This window comes from Bradyrhizobium sp. 187 (assembly GCF_023101005.1).
Lineage (GTDB): Bacteria > Pseudomonadota > Alphaproteobacteria > Rhizobiales > Xanthobacteraceae > Bradyrhizobium > Bradyrhizobium canariense_D.
This window is the reverse complement of sequence record NZ_CP064693.1, coordinates 4,077,368-4,091,920: the sequence shown is the minus strand read 5'-3', so window position 1 is coordinate 4,091,920 and position 14,553 is coordinate 4,077,368. Positions and strand designations below refer to the sequence as shown.

Sequence of the window (14,553 nt, the reverse complement as noted above, 5' to 3'; positions counted from 1 at the left end):
AGCCGCGCGGCATCAGGTACGTCAGGCGGCCTCGGCCGATGCGGCCGGCATGCCGCCGCGGCAAGCGAGGCAGAAAGACGCGAATGCCAGCGCCGCCCGCGGATCGTTGCCGTTCGACGGCGGCACGAAAGCGAGCGACACTTGCGCGTGTTTGCGGCCGCCCAACAGGCTGGCGTCGATCCCCTCGACGAGCGCGTTGCGATCGTCCTCGGTGAGGAGCGACGGCCAGCCGCTGATCGCGACGCCCTTGCATGGCTTCACGTTCAGCGTATTGCCGATCGCAAGGCCAAGCCGGAACAGCCGCCGGCGCAATTCCTGCCGCACGCGCGACGAGAGCGGCATCGCGGTCACCCACTCGCTGCCGAGCTCAAGCAACTCGGCTTCCGCGACGCCAAGAAGCTCGGCCAAAGCGGGAAGCGACGTATAAGCCTCGACGCAGCCATGATGACCGCAGCGGCAAATTGGTCCGTCGGCTCCGAACACCATGTGGCCGAGCTCGACCGGCTGGAGGACATCGTCCTCGACCGCGTCATCCATCCAGGTGCCCGCGACGCCCTGACCGACGAAGACGAAGAGATGCGCGCCGCGATAATGCTCCGTGCGGCAACGGTGAAAGATGGCGTGCGCGACGACCGAATTGGTGAACTCGACCCGCACGCCGGGAAGCGTCTCGCCGAACATCTCGCTGATCCGCCCGACATCGCAGGGAATGATCGGATTGCCTGACGCGCCCAGCCGGCCGAGACCCGGGATCGAGACGCCGATCTGTGCGAGGGGGATACGTCGACGCCGCGTCCACTCGCGCAGCAATGTCATCGCTTCGCGAAACGCCCGGCCGACCGTCGCGACGGTCGGCGTCTTCGGCAGCGGCACATGCCCGGTGTAGTGCAGTTCGCCCGACAGGCCCCCGACCCCGACGCTGAGCCGCTGAGTGGTCAGCTCGAACGCCGCGAGCGCCACCGCTTTATCGAGTGACACGAGGCCCGTCGGGCCGCCGACATAAGGGGCAGGGCGCCGCACTTCCTCGATCAGGCCTTCGGCCTTCAGATCGAACAGGATGCGCGACAGGCTCGCTTCCGACAGGCGCACGGCCTTGGCCAGCGGCGGGCGAAACGACGCGCCTGACTGAAGCAGATGAATCAAAATGGCAGCACGCGTCTGCCGCCGACTTCTCGGCTGCTCCGGCATTTCCATCCCTGTCGTCATTCTTACTTAGAGTAAGAATTTGCGCGCGAAGCGTCTCAACGTCAAGCGTCGGCCGAGGCATTGCGCTGACTTGTTGTTGTGCGCGGCAGCAAGATTGTCTCAGCGCAAACAAAAGCGGCGCCATCTTGTGATGGCGCCGCTTCGAAAGCCGTGATGGGCTCGAGCTTACTTCCGGTTGTTGATCGCGACGTAGTCGCGGCGGGTGACGCCGGTGTAGAGCTGGCGCGGACGGCCGATCTTCTGCTGCGGATCCTCGATCATTTCGCTCCACTGGCTGATCCAGCCGACGGTGCGGGCGACCGCGAACAGCACGGTGAACATCGAGACCGGGAAGCCCATCGCCTTCAGCGTGATGCCTGAATAGAAGTCGACGTTCGGGTAGAGCTTGCGGTCGATGAAGTACTGGTCGCTGAGCGCGATCTTCTCGAGCTCGAGCGCCACCTTCAGCATCGGATCGTCGCCATGGCCGGTCTCCTTGAGCACGGCGTGACACATCTTCTGCATGATCTTGGCGCGCGGATCGTAGTTCTTGTAGACGCGGTGACCGAAGCCCATCAGGCGGACTTCAGAGTTCTTGTCCTTCACCTTGGCGATGAACTCGGGGATCTTGTCGACCGAGCCGATCTCGGCGAGCATCGCGAGCGCTGCTTCGTTGGCGCCGCCATGGGCCGGGCCCCACAGGCAGGCGATGCCGGCCGCGATGCAGGCGAACGGGTTGGCGCCGGAGGAGCCGGCGATACGCACGGTCGAGGTCGAGGCGTTCTGCTCGTGGTCGGCGTGCAGGATGAAGATCTTGTCCAGCGCGTCAGCCAGCACCGGGTTGATCTTGTAGTCCTCGCACGGCACGGCAAAGCACATGTGCAGGAAGTTCTCGGCGAACTTCAGCGAGTTTTTCGGATACACGAAGGGCTGGCCGACCGTGTATTTGTAGGCCATCGCAGCCAACGTCGGGATCTTGGCGATCATGCGCATGGAGGCGATCATGCGCTGCTTCGGATCGTTGATGTCGGTTGAGTCGTGATAGAACGCGGCGAGCGCGCCGACAGCCGCTACCATGATCGCCATCGGATGGGCGTCGCGGCGGAAGCCCTGGAAGAAGCGGGCCATCTGCTCGTGCACCATCGTGTGATGGATCACGCGGTCGTCGAAATCCTTCTTCTGCGCGGCGGTCGGAAGCTCCCCGAACAGCAGCAGATAGCAGGTCTCGAGGAAGTCGCCATTCTCGGCGAGCTGTTCGATCGGATAGCCGCGGTATTCCAGCACGCCCGCGTCACCGTCGATATAGGTGATCTTGGACTGGCAGCTCGCGGTCGAGGTGAAGCCCGGGTCGTAGGTGAACAGGCCGGACTGGCCGTAGAGCTTGCCGATATCGATGACGTCGGGCCCGACGCTGCCGCTGTGGATCGGAAGATCGAAATTCTTGTTTCCGACCGTCAGTGTGGCGGTCTTATTGCTTGGTTTTGCGTCCATCAGAGGTCCCCGATGTATGGTGAAACGGGCCGGACCCGGAGGCCCCGATGAGATATCGCGGGGCAGGCCGGATGTTCCAGAAGGTACGGCTGAGATGGGTATATTATTGCTGTGTGCGCTGCAAGATGGCGCCACGCATGGTCGACTTACGTCGTAGCCTGGTCCTTGGGCCCGGTCCTTAGCGCGGTCCTAGGCCTATTCCGTGGCCTGATCTTTAAGCCGGCCCAGGCTTTCCTGGCGTCCCAAGACGTCCAAAACCTCGAATATGCCGGGCGACGTCGTCCGTCCCGTCAGCGCGGCCCGCAGCGGCTGGGCGACCGCGCCGAGCTTGAGACTATTTTCCTCGGCAAAGGCGCGCAGCGCGGCTTCCGCATTGGCCGCGCTCCACGTCTCGACTTTCTCCAGCGCGGAATGAAGCTGGCCGATCAGCTTGCGGTTCTCAGGCGTCAGCAGCGCCGCCGCCTTCGGGTCAAGCTCCAGCGGCCGGTCCGCGAAAATGAAATAGGCGCTGTCGATCAGCTCGATCAGCGTCTTGGCGCGCTCCTTCAGGGCCGGCATGGCCTTCAGGAGCTGCGCGCGCGTGGTGTCGTTTAACTTGGCCTTAAGCTCGTCGCGGCTGGGCACGACGTGGTCGAGCACGTCCTCGAACATCTTCACGAGTGATTGATCGTCGGCATTGCGGATGTAGTGGCCGTTGAGGTTTTCCAGCTTGGCAAAATCGAAGCGCGCTGCTGCGCGGCCGACGCTGGCAAGATCGAACGCCGCGATCATCTCCTCCGTCGAGAAGATTTCCTGGTCGCCATGGCTCCAGCCGAGCCGGACGAGATAGTTGCGGAGCGCGGACGGGAGGTACCCCATGGCGCGGTAGGCATCGACGCCAAGCGCGCCGTGCCTCTTGGAGAGCTTTGAGCCGTCCGGGCCATGGATCAGGGGGATGTGGGACATGCTCGGCAGCGTCCAGCCCATCGCGTCGTAGATCTGCTTTTGGCGGGCCGCGTTGATCAAATGGTCGTCGCCGCGGATGACGTGGGTGACGCCCATGTCGTGGTCGTCGACCACGACAGCGAGCATGTAGGTCGGGTTGCCATCGCCGCGCAGCAGGACGAGGTCATCCAGATTCTCGTTCTGCCAGACCACGCGGCCCTGGACCTGGTCCTCGATCACGGTCTCGCCGGTCTGGGGCGCACGGAGCCGGATGGTGGGCTTTACGTCGGTCGGGGCCGTCGCCGGATCGCGGTCGCGCCACAGGCCGTCATAGAGGCGCGTGCGCCCCTCTGCGCGCGCCTTCTCGCGCATCGCGGTGAGCTCCTCGGCGGTGGCGTAGCAGCGATAGGCCTTGCCGTCGGCGAGCAGCTGCTCGGCGACCTCGCGGTGGCGGGCGGCGCGGCTGAACTGGTAGATGACGTCGCCATCCCAGCCGAGCTCCAGCCATTTCAGGCCGTCGAGGATGGCGCCGATCGCGGCCTCGGTGGAGCGCTCCCGGTCGGTGTCCTCGATCCGGAGCAGCATCTTGCCGCCGTGCTTCTTCGCATAGAGCCAGTTGAACAGCGCCGTGCGCGCGCCCCCGATATGGAGGAAGCCGGTCGGCGAAGGAGCGAAACGGGTGACGACGGGAGAGGTCATTCTTGGCAGGGCCTATGCATTGGAGGCGGTGGTATATAACAGGACCGGAGCATAACTAAAGCCCGGCAGCGGACCGCCAGGGGTTGCTTGAGACCTTGCTTAAGCCCTTGGCTCAGCCAAGGGAATTTGGCAGAAGGGCCGCTGATTTCCCTACAGGATTTTCGTAATGACAGAACCGGTGGCGAACGAGGTTGGGCGCGATTTCATTCGTGACATCATCCAGGCCGACCTCGAGCAGGCCAAATACAAGGAGATCGTGACCCGGTTCCCGCCGGAGCCGAACGGTTATCTCCATATCGGCCACGCCAAGTCGATCGCGCTCAATTTCGGCATCGCCCAAGAGTTTCCGGGCCGTTGCCATCTGCGCTTCGACGACACCAATCCGGTCAAGGAAGAGCAGGAATATATCGATTCCATCCAGGCCGACGTGCGCTGGCTCGGCTTCGACTGGGGCAAGAACCTGTTCTTCGCTTCGGACTATTTCGACCGCCTCTACGAATGGGCGGAGCAGCTGATCCGCGACGGGCTCGCCTATGTCGATGACCAGACCCAGGAGCAGATTCGTCTCGCGCGCGGCACGCTGACCGAGCCCGGCAAGAACTCGCCGTTCCGCGATCGCACCGTGGATGAAAACCTCGACCTGTTCCGTCGCATGAAGGCGGGCGAATTCCCGAACGGCGCGCGCGTGCTGCGGGCCAAGATCGACATGGGTGCGGGCAACATCAATCTGCGCGACCCCGTGCTGTACCGCATCCTGCATGCGCACCATCCGCGCACCGGGACCAAGTGGAGCATCTATCCAAGCTACGACTATGCCCACGGCCAGTCGGATGCCATCGAAGGCATCACGCACTCGATCTGCACGCTGGAGTTCGAGGACCATCGGCCGCTCTACGACTGGTTCATCGAGAAGCTGCCGGTGCCCTCGAAGCCGCACCAGTACGAATTCGCGCGGCTGAACCTGACCTACACGCTGCTGTCCAAGCGTGTGCTGACCCAGCTCGTCCGCGAGGGCCATGTCGCGGGCTGGGACGACCCGCGCATGCCCACCATGGCGGGCATGCGCCGCCGCGGCGTGCCGCCGGCCGCGCTTCGCGAATTCGTCAAGCGCATCGGCGTTGCGAAAGCCAATAGCGTGGTCGACGTCGGCATGCTGGAATTCTGCATCCGCGAGGAATTGAACCGCACGTCGCAGCGGCGCATGGCGGTGCTTAAGCCGCTCAAGGTCGTGATCGAGAATTATCCCGAGGGGCAGACCGAGGAGCTCGAGGCGATCAACCATCCGGATGATCCCTCCGCCGGCACCCGCAAGATCACGTTCGGTCGTGAGCTCTATATCGAGCAGGACGACTTCATGGAGAACCCGCAGAAAAAGTTCTTCCGTCTGTCGCCGGGCAACGAGGTGCGGCTGCGCTACGCCTATTTCGTCAAGTGCACCGGCGTGATCAAGAACGATGCCGGCGAGGTGGTGGAGCTGCGCTGCACCTACGATCCCGCGACCAAGGGCGGCAACGCGCCCGATGGCCGCAAGGTCAAGGCCACCATGCACTGGCTGCCGGCGGCGACATCCGTGCCCGCGGAAATCCGCATCTACAATCAGCTGTTTGCCAAACCGAGCCCGGACGCCTCGAACTTCGCCGCCGACCTCAATCCGCAGTCACTGGAAATTCTCGCTAATGCCCGCGTCGAGGCATCGGTCGCGGAAAGCAATTCGACCGAGCCGATGCAGTTCGAGCGCCAGGGCTATTTCGTGCGCGACAAGGACTCGACGTCCGACAGACCGGTATTTTCCAGGACTATCGGTCTGCGCGACACGTTCGCGAAGGAAGTTGCCAAAGGCTGAAAAGAGCTGCGAGACCACAATGAGCAACGAAGCCGACGCTATCGTTTCCGGCATCATCGCGAAATGGCGCGCCGGCTTCGCCACGCTCGATGCGGCCGCGCTCTCATCGCTCTATGCGAGGAATGCCTTCTTCTTCGGCTCCAACCCAAGCTCTACCGGGGCAGGGCCGGCGTCGCAGACTATTTCAACGGCCTGCCGCGCTGGCGCAAGCCGAGCGCGGTGTTTTCCGAGGTGACGGCGGCGCAGGCAGGTCCTGATCTGATCAATATGGCCGCGACCATCTCGTTCGATCTCGCCGGCGAACGCCCCGATTTCTCGGTCAAGATGAGCTGGGTCATCATGCGCGAGGACGGCGAGTGGAAGATCGTCAATCACCATGCTTCGTCGCAGGCGCCGCTGATCTGACGAGCGGGCACACGGCTTCGTCATTCTCGTGAGAGAACGAACGTGCTCCCCGCGCGTTGGGGTGGGTCCAACAAGGAACCCACCATGCAGAACATCGCAGAGCATATGGAAGTGATCGGCGCCGACGGCGTCCACATCGGCACCGTCGACAAGGTCGAAGGCAATCGCATCAAGCTGACCAAGAAGGACAGCGGCGAGGGCAGCCACAAGGGCCATCATCACTTCATCGACAAGGGCCTCGTCGCCGATATCGAGGGCAACAAGGTCAGGCTGTCGGCCAAGGCGGATGTGGCCGTGACGATGGAAGAGGAAAAGTAGCGGCCGCGCCCCTTCGTTCCTGATCCGTACCGCTATCCGCCCACCTGCACGTTCCGGTAGCTTCTGGCTTCGTTGCGTATCATCGAGTGCAGGGAATGGCGGAGCCGGGCCGGTCGGTACGATCGCAGGGGATCGCGGGGACGTGGCCCGCGGGCCGCGCCGCGTCCGCGGGCGGCCTCGCGCCTGCAGGCCTCGACCTCTGGACATCGCTGGCCGAGACCCTCCGCGCCTGGCTGCGCGCCGAGGCGGGCGCCGGGCGGCTGTTGCCGTGGGTGCCCGTCGCGTTTGGCTGCGGCATCGCGCTTTATTTCTCTGCCGATCATGAGCCGGTGCTGTGGGTCGTTGCCACGACCGCCATCGCGCTCCTGCTTGGCGCGGCTCTGTTGCGGCGGAGCCGGCTGTTCGCCCCGGCCATCATGATCGCGGCGGTCGCGGCCGGCTTTGCCGTCGCAACCTGGAAGACGGCGCGCATCGCCCACCCGGTGCTGGCAAGGGCGCTCTATTCGGTGTCGTTGTCGGGCTTCGTCGAGGCTCGCGACATCCGCGAGCGTACCGATCGTTTCGTGCTGCGCGTCACGGCGATGGAGGCGCAGCGCAGCGACGTCAGGCTCGAGCGCGTGCGCCTGTCGGTCCGCAAGGGCACCGCGCCGGAGGTCGGTAGCTTCGTTCAGCTGAAGGCACGGCTGATGCCGCCACTCGCGCCGGTGCGGCCCGGCAGCTACGACTTTTCGCGTGACATGTTCTTCCAGGGCATCGGCGCCTCCGGCTTCGCGATGGGCGCCATCACGGTGGCGTCGCCGCCTGAGACCGGCGGCTTACGGCTGCGTTACGCGGCCTTCATGCAAGGCCTGCGCGATGCGATCGATGCCCGCATCCGGGCGACGCTCGACGGCGACAATCGGGCGATCGCGACCGCGCTGCTCACCGGGCGGCGCGATGCGATCACCACGCCCGTCAACGATGCGATGTTCATCTCCGGCCTCGGCCACGTGCTCTCGATCTCCGGTTAACAGATAGCCTGAGGCGTCACGAGCATTCAGGGCGCGTCAATGTCCACACATATCAATGGCTTAGGCGGCACTAGCACGTGACTGTCGGCCTCAGCAGTGTTCACAATGGGTCAAGTCGATGCGTCCCCCGTGCTTCCCTAAAACGAGGACTGCTTCCCATGATTTCGGATAAGGCAAATAGATGGACTGATACCTCGGTCCGGAAACTGGCAGTACCGGCTGGCAAGGCAGATTTCATCCACTGGGATCCAGAACTGCCTTCCTTCGGTGTCAGGCTCCGAGGAGGGCGAAGCTCGTTCGTTGTTCAGTACCGGATCGGTCGGAAGCAGCGGCGTGAGAGCCTCGGCGACGTCCGAAAACTGGAACTGAAGGACGCGCGCGAGATCGCCCGGAAGCGCTTTGCGCAGGTCGAGCTCCACATCGACCCGGTCGCCGATCGCAAGCGGCTACAGGCAGAGCAGGCGGCGGACGCTGATACGTTCCTGAAGGCCGCGGAAGAGTACCTGGAAGCTCGCGTGTCCAAGATGCGGCCAAACACGTACATCGCCGCCAAGCGCTACCTACTCGACCACTGCCGGCCCTTGCACAAAAGGGCCGTCACAAAGGTGATGTTCGAGGACGTCGCCGGACTGCTTCGCGATCTGGTCCGGGACCACGGCCCCACCTCGGCCGCTAGAGCCCGCGGAACGCTGGGCGCGTTCTTCGTGTGGTGCATGCGCCAGGCCAAGGTGAAAGGAAATCCTGTCATTGGGACGGAAAACCCTGTGGAGGGCAAGGAGCCGCGGGACCGTGTCCTTACCGACGATGAGATCCGCGCGATCTGGGACCAGTGCGGGGACGACGATTTTGGTCGCATCGTACGCGTCTTGCTGCTCACTGCGTGCCGGCGGGACGAGATCGGCTCACTTCGCTGGTCGGAGATCGACCTCGACACGGGCAAGCTCACGTTTCCCAAAGAACGCATCAAGAGCAAACGTCCGTTCGTCTTGCCGTTGCCGGATGCCGCTCAAGAAATTCTTCGGCAAGTACCCCGCCGACACGGCCGAGAGACGGTGTTTGGGGGCGGTCCCAGCGGTTTCAACGCCTGGAGCTACAACACTCTCCGGCTCAACGCCGCGATCACCACCACGGCCGGCAAGAGCTTGGCACCATGGCGCCTGCACGACCTGCGCCGTACAGTCCGGACCCGCCTCGGCAAGTTAGGAGTGCTCCCCCACATCGCGGAATTGGTCCTCAACCACGCTGGCCACAAGTCCGGCATCGGCGGAGTTTATGACCATCACACTTACGAGGCCGAAATCGGCGAGGCGCTTCGGAAATGGGAAGCCCTTCTGCTAACCACCATCCAGCCGGTCAGTAACATCGTTCCGTTGCGTCGTGCGGATGCTTGAGCCTAGCAAATTTGCATCACGGCGAAGCGTGGCAATTCGCTAAAAAATACGGGGCAAATCAAAATTCTGCATGCGAACGAAGCGGCAGATTAGTCATGCCACCAGCGGGAGCTAAGCACGTCGCTTAGCATGCTTCGCTTAGCATCCCGTGGTGAATTGGAAAGACCGCTGCACCACAGCGGTTTTTTGTTCCAAGAGACCCTCAAATCAAGATCGGGCAAGCATCGCGGTTATCCACTGATCCCCGGTCTTTCGTTAAAAATTTTTAGTCCTTCCAAGGGTGCTGATAAGCCGAATAACCCGTGTACAAAAGCCAATAACGCTCAATGCGATAGTCCGCGCTATCACCAATATGGAGGCGCCGACTACGGGTCTTAAAGTTTTTTGATCGCTCAGTCCCGCGCTTGGTGCGTTGTTGGGGCGAGCCTCGCCGACTACTCCTGAACCATCAAAAGCGCACAGGAGGCTCCGGATAATGAATTTCCGCCCCGAAAGTATCGGCTCTGGAACGATGGCCGCCCTCCCTTGGGACGGCGATCGCGTCCTTTCATTCGACGGTTGGTGCCAACTCAATGGCTTCTCGCGCAGCACCGGGCAGCGCCTAATCAAAGCGGGCAAGGGACCGCAGCTCATGCGCGCAGCAAGCCAGCGCCGGTGTTCTTCCAACGGGACGCCAATGCGGCGCGCCGACAGCTTCACGAGATTGAAACAGCCGCCTGAACGGAATGAGGCGCGCTGCGTCCGCAGCGCGCCCCCGTAGCCATGTCCGAGAATCTACCGAAACCCCTACCAAAAGGCCTCGACGCAATGTCCGTAACAGATCAGCCCGCGCCGAACAATGTGCCGCCCGCGCGCCAGCGCATGCCGAACCGCCGGGGATCCGAAACGCTTTCGGTCGAGCACGGCGGGGCTGACTTCACCATAACCGCTGGCCGCTATGATGACGGCCGGCTCGGCGAAATCTTCATCAATGCCGGCCACGCCAACAGCATGCTCGACGCGATTGCGTCCGACGCGGCGATTGCAATCTCGTTCGCCTTGCAGCACGGCGCCGACCTCGACGCAATGAAAGCCGCAATGAAGCGGGACAGCCGCGGCGCGCCATCCTCGCCGATCGGCGCCGCGCTCGACCAGGTGACGCCATGAGCGCGCCGCTTCGCCATCCGATAGCCGCGCCTCAGCTCGATATCGGGGATTTTGTGGAGTGCGCACGATACCAGCTTTGGTTTGTCGCTGAAGGCTGGATCACGCTCCAGATCGCGGCCGACGGCATGCAATTCCTCGCCGAGGCCGCCGGCTATGTCGACGAGTTTGGGCAAGACGCCATTCAAGACTTGCTGGGCAGGACGTTCGCCCAGCTGCGCACCACGCCGGAGCATACCTAGATGGACGCGCTCACACCGGACGACGACGGTTATGCAGCCATGCTGGTCAAAAGCATGGAGGTACAGGACCCGCGCGATCGCTGGAAACACACTGGCGAGCCGCCGCCGGCGAACGGTCCGGAAGACTACGGCTACCACCATGCCAGTGAGCCGGTTACGGCCAAACATTTGCGGCCGCGCTTCACGCCGATCGCGCTCGACGACGTGACGATATCGGCAGAACCTGTCTCGCTGATCGACGGCATTCTGCCGGCCCGCGGGCTCGCGTGCGTCGTTGGAGCGCCGAAATCGGGCAAGAGCTTCTTCACTTCGGACATGCTCTGTAGCGTATCCCAGGGTGCTCTATATGCGGGCCGGAAGACCTTGCAGGGCGCCGTGATCTATCTCACGGGCGAGGGCGTGAGCGGCTTCAAGCGGCGGCTGGTCGCGATGCGGCAGCACCGCGGCATCGAAGGGGAGGGTGTGCCGTTCTACATGATCGAGAACGTCCCAGATCTTGGCAGCGAAGCCACCGACTTGCCGCAGATGCTCGCCGAGCTCAACGCGTTCATTGCCGAACGGTGTCCGGAAGGCCCCAGGGCGATCGTGCTGGACACGCTGGCGCGCTGCATGGGCGAGGGTGACGAGAACAGCGCCCGGGACATGGGCCGCCTGGTTGCCCGCTGTGGGGCCATCGAGAGGCATTTCGGCTGCTTGGTCGTGCTGGTGCACCACGTCGGCAAGGATCCGACGCGCGGCGGCCGCGGCTCGAACGCGCTCAACGGTGCGGCCGACGTCACCATTATGGTCGAAAAGTCTGACGCGTTCAGCACCGTCCGCATCGAGGAAATGAAGGATGGCCGGGAGGGACAGGAGTGGCGCTTTCGGCTCGCTCCCTTCGATCTGACCGCAACGTTTTCGGATGGTTGCGCCCCCCCATCCGAGGCTGTGGAAAACTCGACCTGCGTTGTCGAAATTCTGTCGCAGCCGGGCAAATCGCAACTTCGCGCAACCAACGCAAACCCTAAGCCTCCAAAGGGACTGGCCGGCGACCTGCTCAAGATCGTTCGCCGCGCCATCGAGGATGCAGGAACCACAGCGCACGGCAGCGCCGCGGTACCTCATCAGACCCGCGCCGCAAGCCGGGACGACCTTAAAAGATACTGCCAGACAATGGCTTGGCAGGAAGGCGCAGAAGGCAATTCATGGCGCGCCCAACTCTCGACCAACCTCTCGAAGCTTCGCGACGGTGGCCAGATCGGCTTCGATCGCGAATGGGTGTGGCTCATCACATGACAGGTCCCGCAACCAGCGCAACCATGGCGCAACTTTTCAAAAACGGTTGCGCACTTAGTCGGTGCTCGACTTGCCCGCAACCGCGCAACTTGGTTGCTATAGGGTGCGGTTGCGCTAGTTGCGCTCCCCCACGCGCGCGGCTCCGGGGTCCGCTCTCGCCGCAACTTCGCTCCGCTGACGCTGCGCTCTCGTTGCGTCCTCGCTGCACTCAGCCGACCACCATCACGTTAGGATCACCGCACAGTCCCACGCCGAGCATCATCACGGACAGCCCGACAGCATCCCTCCGTGAAGTCTCGACAAGCGGAAGAGGGCGGGGTTCAGCTGATGACCCACGCTGCGGTGTTGATAGTCAACGCGGATCCCGATCGTGGATCGTGCGCAGACACATTCCCAACCTCGCAGCGCGTCCCGTGGAGTCGTTCGCAGGGCTTGCCCGTGCCAAGACAGCCGCCAGCAGCCGAACGCACCAGCGAGGCCCGCAGCGAGTCTGCGGCGCGTGGTCGACCAAGCGGGCGGCACCGGCCACCGCCCCCTTCCAGGACGATCGAGCCAGGCGTGCGAGCCCGATGGGCGATCACCATGAAGGCCGGAAGCTTCCGATCTGCTTCCCAGCCAGGGTGCTAGCAAGAGTCACGCGCTTGATCTTGCGGGTGAATGTCCTTCGGCGCTCTGTGTGTGCGCATCATCGGGAGGGATTTCAGGCGCGCAATGCTTCAACACCTTTCGCTCTGGTAGATACAGGGGGCGAGCGCTCGGCCGCGGCTTCTGCCGCCAGATGCCCCAGGGTTTCAGCCACGAAATCGAGAAATGACCCCCCTAGGGGGAAATATCGCGCGCGTGCTGAAGTTGTACCTGCCATCCCAATTTCGCGCCCCCGTTTCCCCCATCTCTTTGCAGCACGTTGCAGCAACATTGGGGGGCATCGGTGATGCAGCCGGTTGTCGTCGGAAGCGAGGCCGAGCTGCGCGCGCTGATCCGCGATCGGATCGCCGAGCTCGGGACGACGTATGGCGCGGTTGAAGCCTACGCCGGTTTGCCGGACTCGTATGTGGCCGCGTTGATGGCACCGACGAGGATCCGCCGTTTTGGAAACCGCTCGCTGCCGCTGCTTCTCCAGGCGCTGGCTCTCGGCATTGCGCGTGTCGAGTTCGTTGAGGACCGAGCCCGGGCGGCGAAGGTGCGCAAGCGGCTGGCGCCGAGCCGGCGGAAAGCACCGCGGCCCCATCAGCACATTGCTGTGCCATGCAAACAGGACGATCTTTTCCGCAGCAACACCGAGGAGCCATCATGGCGAAGACCGAGAAGCGACTAATTGGCGCTCGCGTCGATGAAAAATTCGCGGCGCGTGTCGAAGCCGCGGCCGAGCGCGACGAGCGGACCGTCTCATCGTTCGTGCGCTTTGTGCTTGCCGCGGCGATCGAGAAGCCCCAGCAGGGGAAAGCGGCATGAAGTTGCCGAAAAATCCGGCTGCCCCGCGTGCTCCCGCCGTGCTCGACGCGCGACCGGCTCTTGAGCGGGAATTGGCAGACCTTCAGCTCCAGGTCGCCGAGCGGGCTCTGGCGGCCTATGAGGGCGGCACTGCGGAGCGCACCAAGCTGGCGGCGCTGGTCTCGGCAATGGAGACGATCACCTTTCAGCTTGAGGCCAACGTGCTGGCGCATGGGCTGGCGATGAGGCTGGACCGCGAGGCGGTCGCGGAGTGGCGGCAGCAGGTCGAGGCCGATCCCGTCGAGGCAACAGCCGGCATCACGAGAACGAGATGCTGCAGCACATGCAGCGAGAAGAACGGCTGTATCATTACTCGCGGCGAGCAATGTGCGCACCCGATCACGGTCGGAGGCGTGGGGCCGCGGCGCCAAGGCGACCAGGTGACCAGGACGCTTTTCCAGAAGGCCGCAAACCATCTCAAGATCCCCGGTTATGAGCAGCAGGAAAACTCAGCATGACGGATTCCCCGATCACCCCGCCGGCACCGTCCGCACCGGGCCCGACTCCAACTCCGGATGAGGCCGCTGCGAAACTTTCGGAACTGCGCGGCAATCAGGACTGGACGACCAAATTTTTGGCCGGCAACGGCCCGGAGCTCGCCGAATTTCGCAAGCTCTCGGAGTTGGCGGTCAACGGCAGCGACAAGATCACCAAGGCAATGGCCGGCGTGCTCGACGCCGCTCCGGTTCAGGAGGCGTCCCACATGCAAATGATCGGTGTCGCGCAGCATCTGCGGGACATCGGGATTCGAGACGACGTAATCCGGCAGACGCTCACCGGTCAGGAAGTGACGCAGGCGGAACATGATGCGGTTGCGCGATTGAAGGCCGATCGCATGCGCGATCACGCCTGGACGAAGGAGTTTCTGGCCGGCAACGGCGAGCACAAGCGCGACATGATGCTGATGAACATCGTGCTCACCAGCTCGATCAAGAAGGAGGCCGCAGCGTGAAGCTGGACGGCATAACCGACGCGATGTGTCCGAACGAATGCAGCGCCGAGGGCTGCGTGATCTCCGGCAAGCCCTATTGCGCCCATCCGCGCAAGGGCGGGCTTCATCATCAGCAATTGCAATCTGACCACGCCGCGTTGAGCCGGCTGCAAGAGGCGCGCGAAACACTCTCGCGGGCATAGGA

General features: G+C 63.5%; 14 protein-coding genes and 2 pseudogenes. 13 read left to right on the top strand and 3 right to left on the bottom strand.

Translation table 11 applies throughout. The features are described from left to right. Positions 1–21 precede the first annotated feature (21 nt). The 3 genes from IVB19_RS19600 to gltX all read right to left on the bottom strand — a co-directional run bounded on the left by IVB19_RS19600 (position 22) and on the right by gltX (position 4,299). On the bottom strand, positions 22–1,194 hold the full coding sequence (locus tag IVB19_RS19600; RefSeq protein ID WP_247409275.1) for an ROK family transcriptional regulator: 1,173 nt from the start codon (positions 1,192–1,194) through the stop codon (positions 22–24). Between the two features lie 177 nt (positions 1,195–1,371). Further along, positions 1,372–2,676, bottom strand: a complete 1,305-nt coding sequence (gene gltA, locus IVB19_RS19595; RefSeq protein ID WP_018458093.1) for a citrate synthase — start codon at positions 2,674–2,676, stop codon at positions 1,372–1,374. 195 nt (positions 2,677–2,871) lie between these two features. Beyond that, the gene (gene gltX, locus IVB19_RS19590; protein ID WP_018458092.1) at positions 2,872–4,299 is read right to left on the bottom strand and encodes a glutamate--tRNA ligase; all 1,428 of its coding nucleotides are present in this window, start codon (positions 4,297–4,299) and stop codon (positions 2,872–2,874) included. 166 nt (positions 4,300–4,465) lie between these two features. Here gltX and IVB19_RS19585 point away from each other — a divergent pair, with 166 nt between their 5' ends. The 13 genes and pseudogenes from IVB19_RS19585 to IVB19_RS19525 all read left to right on the top strand — a co-directional run bounded on the left by IVB19_RS19585 (position 4,466) and on the right by IVB19_RS19525 (position 14,551). After that, positions 4,466–6,142 carry a glutamine--tRNA ligase/YqeY domain fusion protein gene (locus IVB19_RS19585; protein ID WP_247819825.1) on the top strand — a complete coding sequence of 559 codons (1,677 nt, stop codon included), beginning with the start codon at positions 4,466–4,468 and terminating at the stop codon, positions 6,140–6,142. Between the two features lie 19 nt (positions 6,143–6,161). Further along, positions 6,162–6,547: pseudogene (locus IVB19_RS19580) on the top strand (nuclear transport factor 2 family protein). 84 nt (positions 6,548–6,631) lie between these two features. Continuing rightward, on the top strand, positions 6,632–6,865 hold the full coding sequence (locus IVB19_RS19575) for a DUF2171 domain-containing protein (RefSeq protein WP_007610829.1): 234 nt from the start codon (positions 6,632–6,634) through the stop codon (positions 6,863–6,865). Between the two features lie 95 nt (positions 6,866–6,960). Beyond that, positions 6,961–7,872 (top strand): annotated as a pseudogene (locus tag IVB19_RS19570) (DUF4131 domain-containing protein); the annotation flags it as partial. Positions 7,873–8,033: 161 nt separating this feature from the next. Further along, complete coding sequence (locus tag IVB19_RS19565) at positions 8,034–9,266, top strand: tyrosine-type recombinase/integrase (RefSeq protein WP_247819824.1); 1,233 nt, start codon at positions 8,034–8,036, stop codon at positions 9,264–9,266. Between the two features lie 807 nt (positions 9,267–10,073). Further along, entirely contained in the window at positions 10,074–10,412 is a 339-nt protein-coding gene (locus IVB19_RS19560; protein WP_247819823.1) for a TSCPD domain-containing protein, read from the top strand. Next, a complete protein-coding gene (locus tag IVB19_RS19555) occupies positions 10,409–10,651 on the top strand; it encodes a hypothetical protein (protein ID WP_247819822.1) in 243 nt (80 codons plus the stop codon). Before IVB19_RS19560 ends, IVB19_RS19555 begins: the two co-directional genes overlap by 4 nt. Continuing rightward, positions 10,652–11,926 carry a helicase RepA family protein gene (locus IVB19_RS19550; protein ID WP_247819821.1) on the top strand — a complete coding sequence of 425 codons (1,275 nt, stop codon included), beginning with the start codon at positions 10,652–10,654 and terminating at the stop codon, positions 11,924–11,926. It abuts the gene before it with no gap. A gap of 931 nt (positions 11,927–12,857) precedes the next feature. Beyond that, positions 12,858–13,241 (top strand): hypothetical protein, encoded by a 384-nt coding sequence (locus IVB19_RS19545; protein ID WP_247819820.1) that lies wholly within the window; start codon positions 12,858–12,860, stop codon positions 13,239–13,241. After that, on the top strand, positions 13,217–13,378 hold the full coding sequence (locus tag IVB19_RS19540; RefSeq protein ID WP_247819819.1) for a hypothetical protein: 162 nt from the start codon (positions 13,217–13,219) through the stop codon (positions 13,376–13,378). Before IVB19_RS19545 ends, IVB19_RS19540 begins: the two co-directional genes overlap by 25 nt. Beyond that, positions 13,375–13,875: a hypothetical protein gene (locus IVB19_RS19535; RefSeq protein ID WP_247819818.1), complete on the top strand. Its 501-nt coding sequence runs from the start codon at positions 13,375–13,377 to the stop codon at positions 13,873–13,875. The genes IVB19_RS19540 and IVB19_RS19535 overlap by 4 nt, the downstream gene beginning before the upstream one ends. Further along, on the top strand, positions 13,872–14,369 hold the full coding sequence (locus IVB19_RS19530) for a hypothetical protein (protein ID WP_247819817.1): 498 nt from the start codon (positions 13,872–13,874) through the stop codon (positions 14,367–14,369). Before IVB19_RS19535 ends, IVB19_RS19530 begins: the two co-directional genes overlap by 4 nt. Continuing rightward, positions 14,366–14,551, top strand: coding sequence for a hypothetical protein (locus IVB19_RS19525; RefSeq protein WP_247819816.1), 186 nt, complete (start codon positions 14,366–14,368; stop codon positions 14,549–14,551). Before IVB19_RS19530 ends, IVB19_RS19525 begins: the two co-directional genes overlap by 4 nt. Positions 14,552–14,553: the final 2 nt, after the last annotated feature.

Coding starts and splice junctions, on each gene's coding strand:
- IVB19_RS19575 (WP_007610829.1), top strand. CDS start 6,632: ATGCAGAACATCGCAGAGCATATGGAAGTGATCGGCGCCGACGGCGTC.
- IVB19_RS19560 (WP_247819823.1), top strand. CDS start 10,074: ATGTCCGTAACAGATCAGCCCGCGCCGAACAATGTGCCGCCCGCGCGC.
- IVB19_RS19555 (WP_247819822.1), top strand. CDS start 10,409: ATGAGCGCGCCGCTTCGCCATCCGATAGCCGCGCCTCAGCTCGATATC.
- IVB19_RS19540 (WP_247819819.1), top strand. CDS start 13,217: ATGGCGAAGACCGAGAAGCGACTAATTGGCGCTCGCGTCGATGAAAAA.
- IVB19_RS19600 (WP_247409275.1), bottom strand. CDS start 1,194: ATGGAAATGCCGGAGCAGCCGAGAAGTCGGCGGCAGACGCGTGCTGCC.
- IVB19_RS19535 (WP_247819818.1), top strand. CDS start 13,375: ATGAAGTTGCCGAAAAATCCGGCTGCCCCGCGTGCTCCCGCCGTGCTC.
- IVB19_RS19585 (WP_247819825.1), top strand. CDS start 4,466: ATGACAGAACCGGTGGCGAACGAGGTTGGGCGCGATTTCATTCGTGAC.
- gltX (WP_018458092.1), bottom strand. CDS start 4,299: ATGACCTCTCCCGTCGTCACCCGTTTCGCTCCTTCGCCGACCGGCTTC.
- IVB19_RS19550 (WP_247819821.1), top strand. CDS start 10,652: ATGGACGCGCTCACACCGGACGACGACGGTTATGCAGCCATGCTGGTC.
- IVB19_RS19565 (WP_247819824.1), top strand. CDS start 8,034: ATGATTTCGGATAAGGCAAATAGATGGACTGATACCTCGGTCCGGAAA.
- gltA (WP_018458093.1), bottom strand. CDS start 2,676: ATGGACGCAAAACCAAGCAATAAGACCGCCACACTGACGGTCGGAAAC.
- IVB19_RS19530 (WP_247819817.1), top strand. CDS start 13,872: ATGACGGATTCCCCGATCACCCCGCCGGCACCGTCCGCACCGGGCCCG.
- IVB19_RS19545 (WP_247819820.1), top strand. CDS start 12,858: ATGCAGCCGGTTGTCGTCGGAAGCGAGGCCGAGCTGCGCGCGCTGATC.